We start from the raw sequence: 18,238 nt of genomic DNA on the forward strand, positions 1-18,238 counted from the left end.
ATTTACTTTTTATACGTTTTTTGGTATAATAGTTCATGTTATAAAATATAACATCGAAGGAGGTTCTATCCATGAAAGCATCAAAGTGGCTTATTGCGACTGGAGTTGCACTGAGTGCCGGGCTATTGCTGACGGCTTGTAGCCAGTCCTCATCTAGCACAAATAATTATACTTACGTTTATAGTTCAGACCCTGACAGCTTGAACTATCTTGCTACAAACCGTGCAACGACAGGTGATGTCATTTCCAACCTGGTCGATGGACTTTTTGAAAATGACAAGTACGGGAATCTAGTTCCCTCAATCGCCAAGTCATGGACAGTTTCTAAGGATGGTCTGACCTATACTTATAAGCTGCGTGATGATGCTAAATGGTACACATCCGATGGTGAAGAATATGCAGAAGTAAAAGCCCAGGACTTTGTGACTGGCTTGAAGTATGCAGCGGATGAAAATTCAGAAGCTATTTATCTAGTTCAGGACTCTGTGAAGGGCTTGGATGCTTATATCAAGGGTGAAGATAAGAATTTCGACAATGTTGGTGTTAAGGCTATTGATGACCACACTCTGCAATACACTCTGGCTCGCCCTGAGCCTTACTGGAACTCTAAAACGACCAGTACGATTCTTTTCCCAGTCAATGAAGAGTTTCTGAAAGCAGAAGGAAGCAACTTTGGCTCAGTCAAGCCATCTAGCATCCTCTATAATGGTCCTTACTTGCTCAAGTCTCTGACTTCCAAGTCTGTGATGGAATTTGTCAAAAACCCAAATTACTATGACAAAGACAATGTCACTCTGGATAGTATCAAGCTGACCTACTACGATGGAAATGATCAGGAAGCACTGATCCGTAACTTCAGCGATGGCGTTTACAGCACAGCTCGTCTCTATCCGAATAGCTCAGGCTTTGCTTCAGTCAAGAAGAAATATGCGGACAATATCGTATACAGCCCGCAAGATTCTACTTCTTATTACTATAATTTCAACTACAACCGTCAGTCTTACAATCATACTTCTAAAACAACAGACGCTCAAAAATCTGCTACCAACGAAGCAATCATGAACAAGGACTTCCGTCAGGCTATTAACTTTGCCTTTGACCGTACATCTTATGGTGCGCAAGGAAATGGTGAAGACGGAGCGACTAAGGTCTTGAGAAATACCTTAGTACCACCTAGCTTTGTTCAAATTGGCGACAAGGATTTTGGAACTGTTGTTGGAGAAAAATTAGTCAACTATGGCAGCCAATGGCAAGGAATTGACCTCTCTGACGCTCAAGACCCTTACTACAATCCTGAAAAGGCTAAGGCGAAATTTGCAGAAGCGAAGCAAGCCTTGCAGGCTAAGGGAGTTGAATTCCCGATTCACTTAGATATGCCAGTGGATCAGTCTAGCACGATTGGCGTTCAATGGGCTAGCTCAACCAAACAGTCTATCGAATCAGCTCTTGGAGCAGAAAATGTCGTCATTGACCTGCAAAAGATGAGCACAGACGATCTTAATAATATCACTTATTTTGCTAACTCTGCTGCTCAGAAAGACTATGATATGTCTACTGGTGGCTGGACTGGTGACTATCAAGACCCATCTACCTACCTTGATACTCTCAATATCAAGAACGGTGGAAGCTTGCAAAACTTTGGATTTGAACCAGGTCAAGACAATGATAAGATAAAAGAGCTAGGCTTGGATACATATACTAAGATGCTGGAAGAAGCCAATGCAGAAACCAATGATGTGCAACTGCGTTACGAAAAGTATGCAGAAGCGGAAGCTTGGTTGCTAGATAGCGGCTTGATTATCCCGACTGTTTCACAAGGAGCAACGCCGTCGGTTACTAAATCAGTGCCATTTACAAAGGCCTACTCACCAGTTGGTGTCAAAGGTTCAGCATACAACTTCAAGCTGACCCAGCTTCAGAAGGATGTAGTAACAACCAAAAAATACGAAGCAGCTAAGAAAAAATGGAAAGAAGAAGCTACTGCGGCAAATAAAAAAGCCCAGGAAGAACTTGCAGACCACGTTGAAAAATAAAAAACGATTAACTTAGCGAGATTGGGGCTGGATTTTTCCAGCCCCTTTTTGAATGGCTTGGTCGGGCTATTCGTGGTAGAATAGAAAGAAAGACTGGAAAGAAGTGAGACAGATGCAGATAAGTATTTATAGTGCATTACCTGAGAAAGAAAAGCAGGAATTATTTGAATTAGTTCAAGAGTGTAATAAGGTAGATGGAGGCTATCGGCTGCCCTATCTGGATAATAATTATAATGCAGTTCCTGAAATGCCAGCCTTTTTCTTAGCTGAGATGGATGGCCGAACCATCGGATTTTTATCAGTCTATGCGGACGAACCTGGTCAAGCAGAGGTTTCTCTCTATGTTCTGCCGACGTATCGCCGTCAGGGTATGGCTAATCAGCTTCTGGCTGCTTTTTTAAAAGTAGGTGATAAGTATGATTTGACCGAGCTTGAGTATGTAGCAGAGCTGGTATTTTTGAACGGTCATCCCGATTTTGTTCGGAGATTTGATTACCAAGCGGATGAAGCAGAAATCTGGCTGGCACAGCCTGCTCAAACTTTTCCTCTGGAAAAGAGAGAAGGGATAGAGGTCTTGCAGGGAAGTTTGGACTTGGCAGAAGAGATTGCAGCCTTTCAGTCCCAAGTCTTTGAGACACCGCTAGATGTTACCTTGAAATACGCCCAAGAATCCATGAACAGTGGCTCCAGTCTGCTTTATATCTTGAAGAAAGATGGTAGAGTTGTGGCTTCTGTGTCGGTTGATACGGATTTTGGTACCAATTATTTCTTTGGCTTGGCGGTTGATCAAGACTTTCAGGGGCAGGGGCTAGGAAGCTATCTCTTGCTTGCAAGTATGCAGGATTTGAACGAGCGTAATGGACAGGAGTTTCAGATTGTCGTAGAAAAGCAGAATACTCGAGCTTTGAAACTCTATAAAAAGCTAGGCTTCAAAGAGATGACAGAGGTTGTCTATCTAAAAGAAAAATAGCAAATTTTTCTCAGATTACTCATTAACTTAAAAGTAGAAACCGGCTTCTTACAGCTGGTTTCTTTTGTTCTGCCTTGGTTTATGGTATAATGAGACGATATGTAAAGAAGGAAAATGTTATGAATATTCAACAATTGCGTTATGTAGTCGCTATTGCTAATAGTGGGACCTTTCGAGAAGCAGCGGAAAAAATGTATGTCAGCCAGCCTAGTTTGTCTATCTCTGTCCGTGATTTGGAAAAAGAGCTGGGCTTCAAGATTTTTCGTCGGACCAGCAGTGGGACTTTTCTGACTCGCCGAGGAATGGAGTTTTACGAGAAAGCTCAAGATTTGGTCAAGGGTTTTGATGTTTTTCAAAATCAATATGCTAATCCTGAAGAGGAGCGGGATGAGTTTTCTATTGCCAGCCAGCACTATGACTTTCTGCCGCCTTTGATTACTCAATTTTCTCAGACCTATCCAGAGTATAAGAACTTCCGAATTTTTGAGTCAACAACCGTGCAGATTCTGGACGAAGTCGCGCAAGGCCACAGTGAAATCGGCATTATCTACCTCAATAACCAGAATACCAAGGGCATTATGCAGCGGGTGGAAAAGCTGGGCTTGGAAGTAATTGAGCTCATTCCTTTTCAGACCCACATTTACCTGCGGGAAGATCATCCTCTGACTCAGAAGAAGGAGTTGGTCATGGAAGATTTGGCTGCTTTGCCGACTGTTCGCTTCACTCAAGAAAAGGACGAGTATCTCTATTATTCAGAGAATTTTGTCGATACCAGTGCCAGCTCACAGATGTTTAATGTGACGGACCGGGCGACTTTGAATGGGATTTTGGAGCGAACTGATGCTTATGCGACTGGATCTGGCTTTTTGGACAGCAACAGTGTAAATGGTATTACTGTCATCAAGCTTCGTGACAACTTGGACAACCATATGGTCTATGTCAAGCGTGAAGATGTGGAGTTGACTCAGGTCGGAGAAGACTTTGTATCAGTTATGAAAGAGTATTTTGCACAGAAAAAATAAAGTATGAAAAGAAAAATTATTATTCCGTTTGCTGTCTTGGTTCTTATTGCTGTGGACCAGCTGGTCAAGTTATATATTATCAGCGATTTTAAGCTGGGGCAAGTCAAGAGTTTCATTCCGCATCTGGTGAGTCTGACCTATCTTCAGAATACAGGCGCAGCCTTCTCTATGCTGGAAAATCAGCAATGGCTCTTTACTTTGGTGACATTTTTGGTCATCGGCGGAGCTGTTTATTATCTCATCAAGCATCTACATGCTTCAAAGTGGATGCTGGCCGGGCTGACCTTGGTGATTGCTGGCGGTTTGGGGAACTTTATTGACCGGATACGTCAAGGTTTTGTCGTGGATATGTTTCAGTTTGATTTTATCAATTTTGCTATTTTCAATGTGGCAGATATGTATCTGACCTTTGGTGTAGCTATTTTACTGCTGATGATTTTGAAGGAAGAAAAAGATGGAAGTAAGAATTGAGGCTTCAGTAGCTGGTCAGCGATTGGACAAGGCGGTGGCAGAGCTGACAGACCTATCGCGGAGTTTGGCTAATGAGCAGATTAAGGACGGCCGGATTTTGGTCAATGGACAAGCCCAAAAAGCTAAATACTCTGTCAAAGAAGGTGATGTCATCACCTATGAATTGCCTGAACCAGAAGTAGTCGAATATGTGGCAGAGGATATTCCGCTAGAAATCGTCTATCAAGATGAGGATGTGGCAGTCGTCAATAAACCGCAGGGAATGGTCGTCCATCCTTCGGCAGGCCATACTAGCGGTACGCTAGTCAATGCCCTTATGTACCACATCAAGGACCTCTCTGGCATCAACGGAGTACTCCGACCGGGGATTGTCCATCGGATTGATAAGGACACTTCTGGGCTTCTCATGATTGCTAAGAATGACCAAGCTCATGTGACTCTGGCTGATGAACTCAAGGACAAAAAATCCCTTCGCAAGTATTGGGCTATTGTTCATGGAAATCTGCCTAATGACCGTGGAGTGATTGAAGCACCGATTGGCCGCAGTGAAAAAGACCGCAAGAAGCAGGCTGTGACAGCAAAAGGCAAGCCAGCTCTGACGCGCTTCCAAGTCTTGGAACGTTTTGGTGACTATAGCTTGGTTGAGCTTCAACTGGAAACGGGACGGACTCATCAGATCCGTGTCCACATGGCCTACATCGGACATCCTGTAGCTGGCGACGAGGTCTATGGACCGCGTAAGACCTTAAAAGGACATGGCCAATTTCTGCACGCACGAACGTTGGGCTTCACCCATCCTCGAACTGGTGAAGTGCTGGAATTTACAGCTGAAGTGCCAGCCATTTTCCAAGAAACCTTAGAAAAGTTGCGACAAGAATAGGTAGGTCTGTTCATTGTTAAAATACAAATTTTCCTTTGACCGCTTCAATCGCGGTCGTTTTTATTTTCCGCAAATCGTGGTATAATAAGAAAATCTAGCAGTGAAGGAAAAGGAAATGAAAGCAAAGCGAATCGTATTTAAGGTGGGGACTTCGTCATTAACCAACGCAGATGGCAGTCTGTCGCGCGCCAAGGTAAAGGAAATTACTCGGCAGTTGGCTCTCTTGCACGAGGCGGGACATGAGTTGATCTTGGTTTCATCAGGAGCTATTGCGGCAGGTTTTTCTTCTCTGGGCTTTAAAAAGAGACCAACCAAGGTGGCGGATAAACAGGCATCAGCTGCGGTTGGACAGGGGTTGCTTTTGGAGGAATATACAACCAATCTTCTTTTAAAGCAAATCATTTCTGCTCAGATTCTTTTGACTCAGGATGATTTTGCAGACAAGCGGCGTTATAAGAATGCCCATCAGGCCTTATCTGTCTTACTGAATCGTGGCGCTATTCCCATCATCAATGAAAATGACTCGGTGGCCATTGAGGAGCTCAAGGTCGGGGATAATGATACACTGAGTGCGCAGGTGGCAGCTATGGTTCAGGCGGACCTCTTGGTACTCTTGACAGATGTAGATGGACTGTACACAGCTAATCCTTCTACCAATCCTGATGCCCACAGACTTGAAAAGATTGAGAAGATTAGCTCTGAGCTGATTGATATGGCAGGCGGTGCAGGAACGAGCAATGGAACTGGCGGCATGCTGACAAAGATTAAGGCTGCAACGCTGGCAACCATGTCTGGTGTTCCAGTCTATATCTGCTCCTCGCTCAAGACTGACGCTCTGCTGGAAGCTGCGCAGGAAACGAAGGATGGCAGTCTCTTTTTGGCCCAGGAAAAAGGGCTAAAAACGCAGAAGCAATGGCTGGCTTTCTATGCTAAAAGTCAAGGGGAAATCTATGTAGACCAAGGAGCAGCCGACGCTCTCAGAAACAATGGAAAAAGTTTGTTGGTATCCGGTCTTGTATCTGTATCGGGGAGCTTTGCCTATCAGGATACGGTGACAGTTTATGAAGAAGGCAGCGGATCTATTCTTGGTAAAGGGCGCGTGCGTTTTGGCAAGTCAGCTCTTAAAGATATGCTCAAGTCCAATAAACCTAAAGGAGTCGTCATTCATCGGGATGATTGGATTTCTCTGACACCGGAGTTGAATGATTTATTTGCAGAATTTTAGAAAACAAGGAAAGGAGAAGCGATGACCTCAACACAAGCGATTTTTGAAAAGGTTCAGAAAGTCAAGAAGACGATTAATACGGCCACAACGGCTGAGAAAAACCATGCTTTGGAAGAAATGGCAAAGCAGCTCTGGCTTTCTCGTGCGGATATTTTAGCAGCCAATGAATTGGATATGACTATATCTAAAGGTAAGATTTCAGATGTGATGCTGGATCGCCTCTATCTGGATGAGGAACGCATTGCTGCCATGGCAGAGGGTATTCGTCAGCTGATTGACTTAGAGGATCCCGTAGGGCAAATCTTGGAAAGGACCGAGCTTGATAACGGCCTTGTCATCAGTAAAAAGCGGGTGGCCATGGGCGTGATTGGGATTATCTACGAAAGCCGGCCTAATGTCACCTCTGACGCTGCTGCACTGGCTTTAAAGAGTGGCAGTGCAGTCGTACTCAGAAGCGGCAAGGATGCCTATCAGACTGCGCTAGCTATTGTCACAGCTCTGAAAACCGGCTTGGCTCAGACAGAGATTTCGCCGGATTGTATCCAGTTGGTTTCTGATACCAGTCGGGCTTCCGCCCAGGCTATGATGAAGGCTAAGGGCTATCTGGATTTGCTCATTCCTCGTGGTGGCGCGGGACTGATTCAGGCGGTCGTAGAGAATGCGACTGTGCCGGTTATTGAGACAGGTACTGGAATCGTCCATGTCTATATAGATAAGGATGCTGATCAAGATAAGGCTTTGGCGATTATTGAGAATGCCAAGACCAGTCGCCCTTCTGTCTGCAATGCCATGGAGGTACTGCTGGTTCACGAAGCGATTGCAGATGAATTTTTACCACGTTTGCAGAAGATGCTGGTGACAGATTGTGATGTTGCGCAAGAAAAAGCTGTTGAATTACGTTTGGATGAGAAAGCAGCTCAGTATATCTCGGGTTCGCAAGCTAAACCAGAAGATTTTGATACCGAATTTTTGGACTATATCTTAGCGGTCAAGTTAGTTTCCTCGCTGGAAGAAGCGGTGGAGCATATTGAAGCCCACAGCACCCATCACTCGGATGCCATTGTGACGGAGAATGATGCAGCGGCAGCTTACTTCACAGAGCAGGTGGATAGCGCAGCAGTTTATGTCAATGCTTCAACCCGCTTTACAGATGGCGGTCAATTTGGCCTTGGTTGTGAAATGGGGATTTCTACTCAAAAACTGCATGCCAGAGGCCCTATGGGGCTGAAAGAGCTGACCAGTTATAAGTACGTCATCCAAGGGACTGGTCAAGTGAGGAAATAATGATGAAAATTGGATTTATCGGTCTGGGAAATATGGGCGGCAGTCTCGCTCGTCTAGTTGCCCAAGATGAAAGATTTAGAAGCGAATTACTCCTGGCTAATCGCAGTCGTGACAAGGCTGAAAAAATTGCTGCGGAAGTTGGTGGGCAGCCAGCAACCAATGCAGAAGTTTTTGCTCAGGCAGAGGTGATTTTTCTGGGTATCAAACCAGCTCAATTTGCTGACTTGCTAACTGAATATCAGGAAGTTCTAGAAAAACGGGAGTCTATTTTGTTGGTTTCAATGGCTGCTGGTCTAACCTTAGAGCTATTAGAAAAATTTACACCTGGCCACCATCGTTGGATTCGGATCATGCCTAATACACCAGTAGCTGTAGGTGAGGGTGTTATTACCTATAACTTATCTCAGCGGGCAAATCAAGCAGACGAAGACTTGTTGCGTGAGCTTCTGTCTTCGGCTGGCCTTTTAGTCAAACTAGAGGAAAAACAGTTGGATGCAGCGACAGCTCTTGCTGGTTGTGGACCAGCTTTCGTCTATCTCTTTATAGAGGCCTTAGCGGACGCTGGGGTGCGGGCAGGACTCAGTCGCGATATATCACTTGAACTGGCCAATCAAACTCTCTTAGGTGCTGCCAAGCTAAGTCGGGTCAGCGGGCAACATCCGGCTCAACTTAAAGACCAGGTCTGCAGTCCGGCTGGTTCGACCATCGCTGGGGTAGCCAGCCTGGAAGAAAATGCCTTTCGAGGAACGGTCATGGATGCCGTTCAAGCTGCCTACAAGAGGACGCAGGAGTTGGGGAATAATTGATTTAGATCTTCAATTTTTTTAGATTATAGAAAGGGTGTGACTTGCGAGGACAATTTTTGTCTTTACAGGATCACTCTTTTTTCTTTGTTTGATAATCAAATAAGTCCTCTCTTTAAAACTGTGGTATAATAAGTACTATGCAAACCAAACCGACTTCTGCTTATGTGCACATTCCTTTTTGTACTCAGATTTGTTATTACTGCGATTTTTCCAAGGTTTTTATTAAAAATCAGCCGGTAGATAGTTATCTGGAGCATTTGATTGAGGAGTATGACTCTTATGATATCCAAAAGCTCCGTACCCTTTATATCGGTGGTGGGACTCCGACTGCTCTATCTGCGCCTCAATTAGCCTTTTTGCTGGAAAAGCTAACGGAAAAGCTTGATTTATCCTATCTAGAAGAGCTGACCATTGAAGCCAATCCTGGGGATTTGGACAAGGAGAAGATTGCTGTACTTAAAGACTCGCCTGTCAATCGTGTTTCGCTGGGTGTACAGACTTTCAATGACCGCATGCTTAAGCAAATTGGTCGCAGTCACTTGGAAAATGACATTTATGATAATATTGCCAATCTCAAAAAAGCGGGTTTTGATAATATCTCGATTGACCTGATTTATGCCCTGCCCAAGCAGACCATGGAAGATGTGAAAACCAATGTAGCCAAGGCCATTGCCCTAGACATTCCCCACATGAGTTTGTACAGCTTGATTTTGGAAAATCATACGGTCTTTATGAATCGGATGCGGCGAGGAAAGCTGCCTCTGCCTAAGGAAGATTTGGAAGCGGAGATGTTTGACTACATTATAGCTGAGCTGGGAAAGGCCGGCTTCGAGCATTATGAGATTTCAAACTTTTCCAAGCCAGGCTTTGAGAGCCGTCACAATCTCATGTACTGGGACAATGCGGAGTATTATGGTATTGGAGCGGGAGCGTCTGGCTATGTCGATGGTGTTCGCTATAAAAACCACGGGCCTATTCGCCATTATCTGCAGGCAGTGGAAGCGGGTAATGCCCGTGTGCAGGAAGAAATGCTGACGCTGAAAGAAAAGATGGAAGAAGAAATGTTTCTGGGACTGCGCAAGAAATCTGGTGTTTCTAAAAAACGTTTTGAAGAAAAATTCGGTATTTCCTTTGAAGACCAGTACGGAGCTGTTGTGTCTGATCTGACTGAGCAGGGCTTGCTAGTGCCGGACAGAGACATCGTGCGTATGACCAAACAGGGTCTCTTTTTGGGCGATACGGTTGCTGAGAAATTTATATTGGAGTAAATCATGGGCTTAACTTATCAAATGAAAATGAAAATTCCTTTTGATATGGCAGATATGAATGGCCATATCAAGCTTCCTGATGTCATCCTGCTGTCCTTGCAGGTATCGGGGATGCAGTCGATTGAGCTTGGTGTCAGTGACAAGGATATGCTGGAGCAGCATAACCTAGTCTGGATTATCACGGACTATGATATTGATGTGAAACGTCTGCCACGATTTGCAGAGGAAATTACCATCGAGACGGAAGCTTTGACCTACAATCGGCTCTTTTGCTACCGACGCTTCACAATCTTTGATGAAGCAGGTCAGGCCATTATTCAGATGATGGCGACCTTTGTTCTCATGGACCGGGATAGCCGTAAGGTTCGTCCGGTAGATCCAGAGATTGTGGCACCTTACCAGTCTGATTTTTCCAAGAAATTACTGCGCGGTCCTAAGTATCCAGACTTGGAAAATCCTGTCAGCAAGGACTACCATGTGCGTTTTTACGACTTGGATATGAACGGACATGTCAACAACAGCAAGTATCTGGACTGGATCTTTGAGGTCATGGGCGCAGACTTCCTCACCCAGCACATTCCCAAGAAAGTCCATCTCAAGTATGTCAAGGAAGTTCGACCGGGCGGCATGATTGCTTCTAGCTATGACCTAGAAGGTCTGCAGAGCAATCACCAGATTTCTAGTGATGGTGAAGTCAATGCCCAGGCTTTAGTGACCTGGCAAGAGTTTAAACAAGAGAATTAGGAAGAGTAGAAATGACTTATAAAGGATATTTGATTGATTTAGACGGGACGATTTATAAGGGCAAGAGCCGGATTCCAGCTGGTGAAGCTTTTGTGCATGAGTTGCAGAAGCGCAAGATTCCCTATCTTTTCGTGACCAATAATACTACTCGCACGCCAGAAGCAGTGCAGACCATGCTGGCTGAAAATTTCAATATTGAGACGCCACTTGAAACTATTTACACAGCTACTTTAGCTACCATCGATTATATGCAGGAGAAAAATCTGGGCAAGAAAGTCTATGTTATCGGTGATGTCGGGCTTAAACATGCCATTGAAGAAGCTGGATATATAGAAGACACAGAAAATCCTGACTATGTAGTAGTGGGGCTGGACTGGGAAGTGGATTATGAGAAGCTGACAATAGCGACTCTGGCCATTCAAAAGGGTGCTCATTTTATCGGGACCAATCCAGATCTTAATATTCCGACAGAACGAGGTCTGCAGCCGGGAGCGGGTGCTATCAACGCCCTCTTAGAAGCAGCCACTCGGGTTGAACCGACCTTTATCGGCAAGCCCAATGCCATCATCATGGAAAAAGCCATAGAGCATTTAGGTCTGGCGCGTGAAGAAGTGATCATGGTGGGCGATAACTATCTGACAGATATTCGAGCGGGAATCGACAATGGCATTCCGACCCTCTTGGTTACGACAGGCTTTACTCTGCCAGAAGAAGTGCCTAATCTGCCAATTCAGCCGACTCATGTCTTGTCTAGCCTAGCGGAGTGGGACTTCGATGCGTGATAAGTTGAGATTTTTAGCCAGCGCTTTGTGCTTGTTGGCAACAGCGATATTGCTAACCATTTATCTGGCCTGGCTCTTATACCCTATGGAGATTTCTTATTTTGCCTTACCAGGTAAGGTTTATTTGAAATCAGAGACCATTCAGTATAATTTTAATATTTTGATGAATTACCTGACCAATCCTTTTAGCCAGATGCTGGCGATGCCGGATTTCCGCTCGTCAACAGCTGGCCTGCATCATTTTCAGGCAGTCAAGTATCTTTTTCACTTGGCACAGACTGTTTTTCTAATAACTTTGCCGGCCTTTATCTTCTTTATCAAAAAAGTTGTTAAAAAGGGATTCTTAGGTCTCTACAGACGGGCTTTTCTAGTGATCAGTATCTTGCCACTTGTCTTTGCTGGACTGGCTTTTATGATTGGTTTCAACAATTTTTTTACACTCTTTCATCAAGTTCTCTTTGCCGGAGACAATACTTGGATGTTTGACCCGGCTAAGGATCCTGTCATTTGGATTCTACCAGAAGAATTTTTCATGCACGCCTTTATTCTTTTTGCTTTACTTTATGAGGGAATCTTTTTAACCTTGTATTTTCTAAGCCGAAAGGGTAAAGAGAAAATTTAATATAGGAGATTTTATGTATTATATGCCCGAACCTTTAAATCCTAAAAAAGATCTAGGCCGATTTTCAGCAACTTGCTTTACTTATTTATGGGTTATGCTTGCTTCTGTTTTCGTTTATGCATTTGTAGCTTTTTTCGTTATTATGCCAGGGCAAGATATGGATATCCAAAAGACCCAGGAAGTTCTCACTAAATTTATTGAAAAGGACGGTGGAGCTTATATTTTAGCTTCTTGTCTCGGTGTTCTTACTTTCACGGTGTCTCGGGGTAAGCAGCTCTTTAAATACGACCTTCGTCGCAAGGGACGGAAGATGACTCCTAAAGTTTTCTTTTATATGATTTGCTTCCTTTTGTTCGCCCAATTGTTTACAGCTGTTGTCAATCAGATGATGCAGGCTATCATGCAACTCTTCAATATAGACCTATCTGGTATGGAATCAGGGAGCGGTGGTTCTGAGACACTGACTATGCTGATTTATTCATCTTTGATGGCCCCAGTTACAGAGGAAATTATTTTCAGAGGCGCTGGTTTGCGAGCTTTAGAGAAGCATGGAAAGATTTTTGCCATTCTTATGACTTCGATTTTATTTGGCCTTTTTCACGAAAATCTTTATCAGCTTTATTTTGCTAGTTTAATTGGTTTGGGGCTTGGCTATATCGCTTTTGAGTATTCGATTATCTGGTCTATCATTTTTCATGCTATTAATAATTTTGTTATAGCAGAAGGTTTAGCTTTTCTTTCAAAAAGAGCTCCGGAGCCTATAGTTAACATCTTTTTTTACGGCTTATTAATTGCTGGTAGCACAGTATTTCTTTTGTTTTTAATCTTGAAATGGCCAAAATTTAAGGAATACATTGCTTCCAATCGTTCGCTCCCAGGGACCTACAAACAGGCTTTTAAATCAGTCTGGTTCTGGGTTCTGGTTGTGTTTACTTTTCTTGGAACTTTTCTGCCTGTCATGGCAGCCTATATTGTATCCTTAATCAATAATAGCTAATTGCCTTTTATTTGGCAGCTATGCAACGATATGAAAGGAGTTGGATGTAGTCCAGCTCTTTTTTTGTTCGATAAAAAGATAGAAATTGAAAGTTTTTGATAGAAAATGCTTGACATTGAAAATTAAAGAGGTATAATAATAATCGTAAACGATTTCAAAGGAGGTGCTTTATGCTGAAGTCGGAAAGAAAGCAAGTTATTCTAGAGACAGTCATAAGAGAAAAATTTGTTTCTCTAGACTATCTAGTACATGCTTTAAACACTTCAGAATCAACTATCAGAAGAGATTTGGATGAGTTGGAGAGTGAGCACAAGCTGCGACGAGTTCATGGTGGAGCCGAGAGCCTTCATTTTCTACAAGAAGAGGAGAGTAATCAGGAAAAATCTATCAAAAGCATTCAAGAAAAGACAGCCATTGCCAAGATGGCAGCAAGCTTGATTCAAAAGCATGATGTGATTTTTATTGATGCGGGGACAACCAATGAGCTTTTAGTTAATGAGCTGCATGACCCTAGAGTGACAGTCGTCACCAACTCCATTCACCATGCGACCAAGTTGGTAGAGCGCAATATACCGACAGTCATTATCGGCGGAAAGGTCAAGCGCTCAACGGATGCCAGCATTGGCGGTGTTGCCCTAAATCAAATCGGTCAGTTGAATTTCGATAAAGCCTTTATTGGAATGAATGGCATTGACGATGGCTTCTTTACCACTCCAGATATGGAAGAAGGAGCTATCAAAAGAGCGATTTTGGAGAACGCTAAGAAGACTTATGTCTTGGCTGATCTTTCTAAACTAGGACAGACATCATTTGTCAAAGTCGCTCCTCTTGCCAAAGCAAGCATTATTACTATTCAAAATGAATCGGAAGTGATTCAAGCACTGAAAGAAAAAACGGAGGTGATTGAGGTATGATTTATACTGTCACACTAAACCCTTCCATCGACTATATTGTCCGTCTGGACAAGGTCCTTATAGGAAGCGTCAATCGGATGGACAGTGACGACAAATTCGCTGGAGGAAAGGGAATCAATGTTAGCCGAGTTCTCAAACGTCTAGGTATTGAAAATACAGCGACTGGCTTTATCGGTGGTTTTACTGGCAAGTTCATCACAGATACTCTGGAAGAGGAAGGAATCTCAAGCCATTTTGTAGAAGTTGAGCAGGATACTCGTATCAATGTCAAAATTAAAGCAGATGCTGAGACAGAAATTAACGGACCTGGTCCAGAAATTTCCAGTCAGAAACTAGAAGAACTGGAGAAATTCCTTTCTTCTCTGACCTCGGAAGATACGGTAGTCTTTGCGGGCAGCAGTCCTAAAAATTTAGGTAATATTGTCTACAAGGAGCTGATTGGCTTAACCAGAAAGACGGGAGCACAAGTTGTATGTGACTTTGAAGGTCAGACGCTACTGGATTCTTTAGAGTTTGAGCCGCTCTTGGTTAAACCTAACAATCACGAACTAGGTGATATTTTCGGAGTTAAGCTCGAAAGCTTGGATCAGATTGAGAGTTATGCTCGTCAAATCTTAGACAAGGGTGCCCAGCATGTAATCATTTCCATGGCTGGAGACGGGGCTTTACTGGTAACTCGAGACGGTGCCTATTTCGCTAAACCTATCAAGGGCGATGTGAAAAATTCTGTTGGTGCTGGTGACTCTATGGTGGCTGGGTTTACTGGAGAGTTTGTCCGGTCTGATGATGTTATTCAAGCCTTCAAATGGGGAGTGGCCTGCGGAACAGCAACCACCTTCTCAGATGATTTGGCGACAGCTGATTATATAAAAGAAATCTATGAAAAAGTAGAGGTAGAAAAAATATGAAAATTCAAGACTTACTAAGAAAAGATGTGATGTTGCTAGACTTGCAGGCAACAGAGAAAAAAGCTGTTATCGAAGAAATGATTCAGAGCCTAGTGGATCATGGCTATGTAACAGACTTCGATACTTTCAAAGAAGGGATTTTGGCTCGTGAAGCCTTGACTTCTACAGGCTTGGGTGATGGAATCGCTATGCCTCACAGCAAAAATACTGCAGTGAAAGAAGCGACAGTACTTTTTGCCAAATCAAATAAAGGCGTAGATTATGAAAGTTTGGATGGCCAACCAACTGATCTTTTCTTCATGATTGCAGCTCCAGAAGGTGCTAACGATACTCACTTGGCTGCCTTGGCTGAATTGTCCCAATACCTGATGAAGGATGGTTTTGCGGATAAACTGCGTCAAGTGACTTCGCCTGATCAGGTGATTGAGCTCTTTGACCAAGCTTCGGAAAAAGCGGAAGAACCTGCTGTTGTTGAACCTGCCAATGAAGGAGGAGATTTCCTTGTAGCTGTAACAGCTTGTACGACTGGGATTGCACATACCTACATGGCTCAAGAGGCCTTACAAAAGGTCGCAGCTGAAATGGGTGTCGGCATCAAGGTTGAAACCAACGGTGCCAGTGGTGTCGGAAATAAACTGACAGCAGAAGATATCAAAAATGCCAAAGCTGTTATCATCGCGGCAGATAAGGCCGTAGAGATGAATCGCTTTGACGGCAAGCCGTTAATCAATCGTCCAGTTGCAGATGGTATTCGTAAGACAGAAGAACTGATTAATCTGGCTCTTTCAGGAAATGCTGAGATTTACAAGGCTGCTAACGGTGGCGGTGCTGCAGAATCTGGTAATGAGAAACTTAGTCTGGGCGGCGCTTTTTACAAGCACTTGATGAGCGGTGTTTCCCAAATGTTGCCATTCGTTATTGGCGGTGGTATTATGATTGCCATTGCATTCTTGCTGGATCAGATCTTAGGTGTACCAAAAGATCAGCTTTCTAATCTGGGAAGTTATCATGAAATTGCAGCTCAGTTTAAAGCAATTGGTGGAGCAGCCTTTGGCTTCATGCTGCCAGTATTAGCTGGTTATATCGCATACTCAATCGCTGAAAAGCCAGGTCTGGTTTCTGGTTTCGTAGCTGGTGCAATTGCAAGCAGCGGTGCATCATTTGGCGGTGTTGCCTATGCTGAAGGCGGTCAGAAAACACTTGATTTAGTTGGTGTATCATCTGGTTTCCTTGGAGCTTTGGTAGGCGGCTTCTTAGCTGGTGGTATTATTCTCCTTCTTCGTAAGCTTCTTGCAGGTCTGCCTCGCTCACTTGAAGGTATCCGTTCAATCTTGCTTTTGCCTCTTCTGGGTGTTCTTGTGACTGGATTTGTGATGTTGGCGGTCAATATTCCAATGTCAGCAATCAATACAGCCTTGAATGATTTCTTGGCAAGTCTGAGCGGAAGCTCTGCTGTCCTCCTCGGCCTCTTAGTCGGTGGTATGATGGCTGTCGATATGGGTGGGCCGGTTAATAAGGCGGCTTATGTATTTGGTACTAGTACACTTGCAAGCACTGTTTCAACTGGTGGTTCGCCTGTTATGGCAGCAGTTATGGCTGCTGGTATGGTCCCTCCTTTGGCAGTATTTATTGCGACTCTTTTGTTCAAACATAAATTTACTGAAGAAGAACGTGATTCAGGTTTGACAAACATCGTCATGGGACTATCTTTCATCACAGAAGGAGCGATTCCTTTTGGAGCTGCTGACCCAGCCCGTGCTATTCCAAGCTTTATCGTAGGTTCAGCTCTAACAGGTGCTCTTGTAGGATTGTCAGGTATCAAGCTCATGGCTCCTCACGGAGGAATCTTCGTTATCGGTTTGACAAACAATCCAATTCTTTACTTGGTATATGTATTGATTGGTGCAGTAGTCAGCGGTATTATCTTTGGTTACCTGCGCAAACCACTTAAGAAATAATATTTAAAAGAATCTCGCTTGTCAGTGAGATTCTTTTTTGTGTTTTCCGGCCTGCAAATTTTAGCATGGAAACTTCGCTCGATATATGGTATAATGGGCCTATCGCATATTTTTAGGAGAATAAAAATGAACATACAGCGCGAAAAAGAATTTGTTAGTCAGTACCATTTTGACGCTCGAAATTTTGAGTGGGAAAAAGAAAATGGAACACCTGAAACCAAGGTTGATGTGAATTTCCAATTGGTCAAAAGAGATGTCGAAGCCCATACAACTTCATTGATTGTGATTTTGACTTTTATGATTGTTTTTGAGAATTTTGTTATCAGCGGAACTATTTCGCAAGCTAACCACATTCACGGTCGTCTTATTGAGGAACCGAGTGAATTTGACCACGATGAAGTAGAAGAGCTGGCTCGGCCTTGCTTAACCATGCTCAATCGCTTGACTTATGAAGTGACAGAAATTGCTCTAGATTTGCCAGGCATTAATTTGGAGTTTTAATCATGAAGTTAGCGGTTATCACAGATTCATCGGCCTATCTGCCGGCTTCGCTGCTAGAGAGCGAAAATCTTTTCGTCTTGGATATTCCGGTCGTGATTGACGGTGAGTCTTATGTCGAAGGAAGAAACTTAACAGCTAGTGAATTTTATGAAAAAATGGCTCAGTCAGATGAATTGCCTAAGACCAGTCAGCCTAGCATTGCGGACCTAGAAGAGATTCTTACCATTCTAGACGGCAAAGACTATACCCATGTTCTGGGACTCTTTCTATCTAGCGGAATTTCTGGTTTTTATCAAAACATTCAGTATCTGAAAGATGAATTTCATGGTTTGCAAATTGCCTTTCCAGATTCTAAGATTACCAGTGCACCGCTCGGTATTATGGTTCAATCTGCTCTAGAGTGGGCAGAAGAAGGACTAGATTTTGAAACAATTTTAGCTAATGTCCAGAAGCAGATTGATGGCACCAGCGCCTTTATCATGGTGGACGACTTGGACCACTTGGTCAAAGGAGGACGCCTGTCTAACGGCGCAGCTATTCTGGGAAATCTGCTCAGCATCAAGCCTATTCTGTATTTTAACAATCATGGTGTGATAGAAGTTTTTGAAAAGATTCGGACGGAGAAGAAGGCTACCAAGCGTATGCTGGAACTTGTCCAAGAAAGAACAGCGGGCGGTGTTTATCAGATTATGGTTATCCATGGCAATGCGCCAAAAAAAGCAGCCGAGCTTCAGAAAAATCTGCTAGACAGCGGTATTGCTAGTGAAGTTCCTATCGCAACCTTTGGCAGTGTCATTGGAACGCATCTAGGCAAGGGGAGCGTTGCACTTGCTTATATTCCTGTGATTTGATT

Annotated in this window: 18 protein-coding genes; all 18 read left to right on the forward strand. The window is 43.6% G+C overall.

The window, feature by feature from the left end; all coding sequences use genetic code 11:
* Positions 1-71 precede the first annotated feature (71 nt).
* The 18 genes from K1J09_RS09810 (at position 72) to K1J09_RS09895 (ending at position 18,236) form a co-directional block, all read left to right on the forward strand.
* Complete coding sequence (locus K1J09_RS09810; RefSeq protein WP_223323998.1) at positions 72-2,033, forward strand: peptide ABC transporter substrate-binding protein; 1,962 nt, start codon at positions 72-74, stop codon at positions 2,031-2,033.
* Positions 2,034-2,145: 112 nt separating this feature from the next.
* Positions 2,146-3,003: a GNAT family N-acetyltransferase gene (locus K1J09_RS09815; protein WP_223323999.1), complete on the forward strand. Its 858-nt coding sequence runs from the start codon at positions 2,146-2,148 to the stop codon at positions 3,001-3,003.
* A gap of 119 nt (positions 3,004-3,122) precedes the next feature.
* Positions 3,123-4,025 carry a LysR family transcriptional regulator gene (locus K1J09_RS09820; protein ID WP_032908183.1) on the forward strand — a complete coding sequence of 301 codons (903 nt, stop codon included), beginning with the start codon at positions 3,123-3,125 and terminating at the stop codon, positions 4,023-4,025.
* 3 nt (positions 4,026-4,028) lie between these two features.
* Complete coding sequence (gene lspA / locus K1J09_RS09825) at positions 4,029-4,496, forward strand: signal peptidase II (RefSeq protein ID WP_125330946.1); 468 nt, start codon at positions 4,029-4,031, stop codon at positions 4,494-4,496.
* The gene (locus tag K1J09_RS09830) at positions 4,480-5,376 is read left to right on the forward strand and encodes an RluA family pseudouridine synthase (RefSeq protein ID WP_223324000.1); all 897 of its coding nucleotides are present in this window, start codon (positions 4,480-4,482) and stop codon (positions 5,374-5,376) included. Before lspA ends, K1J09_RS09830 begins: the two co-directional genes overlap by 17 nt.
* A 115-nt stretch (positions 5,377-5,491) precedes the next feature.
* The gene (gene proB, locus K1J09_RS09835) at positions 5,492-6,601 is read left to right on the forward strand and encodes a glutamate 5-kinase (RefSeq protein ID WP_223324001.1); all 1,110 of its coding nucleotides are present in this window, start codon (positions 5,492-5,494) and stop codon (positions 6,599-6,601) included.
* A gap of 21 nt (positions 6,602-6,622) precedes the next feature.
* On the forward strand, positions 6,623-7,885 hold the full coding sequence (locus K1J09_RS09840; protein ID WP_223324002.1) for a glutamate-5-semialdehyde dehydrogenase: 1,263 nt from the start codon (positions 6,623-6,625) through the stop codon (positions 7,883-7,885).
* A gap of 2 nt (positions 7,886-7,887) precedes the next feature.
* Complete coding sequence (gene proC, locus K1J09_RS09845; RefSeq protein WP_223324015.1) at positions 7,888-8,691, forward strand: pyrroline-5-carboxylate reductase; 804 nt, start codon at positions 7,888-7,890, stop codon at positions 8,689-8,691.
* A gap of 137 nt (positions 8,692-8,828) precedes the next feature.
* Complete coding sequence (hemW, locus tag K1J09_RS09850) at positions 8,829-9,959, forward strand: radical SAM family heme chaperone HemW (RefSeq protein WP_223324003.1); 1,131 nt, start codon at positions 8,829-8,831, stop codon at positions 9,957-9,959.
* Positions 9,960-9,962: 3 nt separating this feature from the next.
* Positions 9,963-10,703: an acyl-[acyl-carrier-protein] thioesterase gene (locus K1J09_RS09855; protein ID WP_223324004.1), complete on the forward strand. Its 741-nt coding sequence runs from the start codon at positions 9,963-9,965 to the stop codon at positions 10,701-10,703.
* 11 nt (positions 10,704-10,714) lie between these two features.
* A complete protein-coding gene (locus tag K1J09_RS09860) occupies positions 10,715-11,485 on the forward strand; it encodes a TIGR01457 family HAD-type hydrolase (RefSeq protein ID WP_223324005.1) in 771 nt (256 codons plus the stop codon).
* Positions 11,478-12,107: a TIGR01906 family membrane protein gene (locus K1J09_RS09865; RefSeq protein WP_223324006.1), complete on the forward strand. Its 630-nt coding sequence runs from the start codon at positions 11,478-11,480 to the stop codon at positions 12,105-12,107. Before K1J09_RS09860 ends, K1J09_RS09865 begins: the two co-directional genes overlap by 8 nt.
* Before the next feature lie 13 nt (positions 12,108-12,120).
* The gene (locus K1J09_RS09870) at positions 12,121-13,104 is read left to right on the forward strand and encodes a CPBP family intramembrane glutamic endopeptidase (RefSeq protein WP_002897652.1); all 984 of its coding nucleotides are present in this window, start codon (positions 12,121-12,123) and stop codon (positions 13,102-13,104) included.
* 170 nt (positions 13,105-13,274) lie between these two features.
* Positions 13,275-14,018, forward strand: coding sequence for a DeoR/GlpR family DNA-binding transcription regulator (locus K1J09_RS09875; RefSeq protein WP_125356904.1), 744 nt, complete (start codon positions 13,275-13,277; stop codon positions 14,016-14,018).
* On the forward strand, positions 14,015-14,926 hold the full coding sequence (gene pfkB, locus K1J09_RS09880) for a 1-phosphofructokinase (protein WP_223324007.1): 912 nt from the start codon (positions 14,015-14,017) through the stop codon (positions 14,924-14,926). The genes K1J09_RS09875 and pfkB overlap by 4 nt, the downstream gene beginning before the upstream one ends.
* Entirely contained in the window at positions 14,923-16,884 is a 1,962-nt protein-coding gene (locus tag K1J09_RS09885) for a PTS fructose transporter subunit IIABC (protein ID WP_223324008.1), read from the forward strand. Before pfkB ends, K1J09_RS09885 begins: the two co-directional genes overlap by 4 nt.
* Before the next feature lie 126 nt (positions 16,885-17,010).
* Positions 17,011-17,385: a DUF1149 family protein gene (locus K1J09_RS09890; RefSeq protein ID WP_002915309.1), complete on the forward strand. Its 375-nt coding sequence runs from the start codon at positions 17,011-17,013 to the stop codon at positions 17,383-17,385.
* Between the two features lie 2 nt (positions 17,386-17,387).
* The gene (locus K1J09_RS09895) at positions 17,388-18,236 is read left to right on the forward strand and encodes a DegV family protein (protein ID WP_002897645.1); all 849 of its coding nucleotides are present in this window, start codon (positions 17,388-17,390) and stop codon (positions 18,234-18,236) included.
* Positions 18,237-18,238 lie beyond the last annotated feature (2 nt).

Source organism: Streptococcus sanguinis (assembly GCF_019928825.1).
GTDB lineage: Bacteria > Bacillota > Bacilli > Lactobacillales > Streptococcaceae > Streptococcus > Streptococcus sanguinis_L.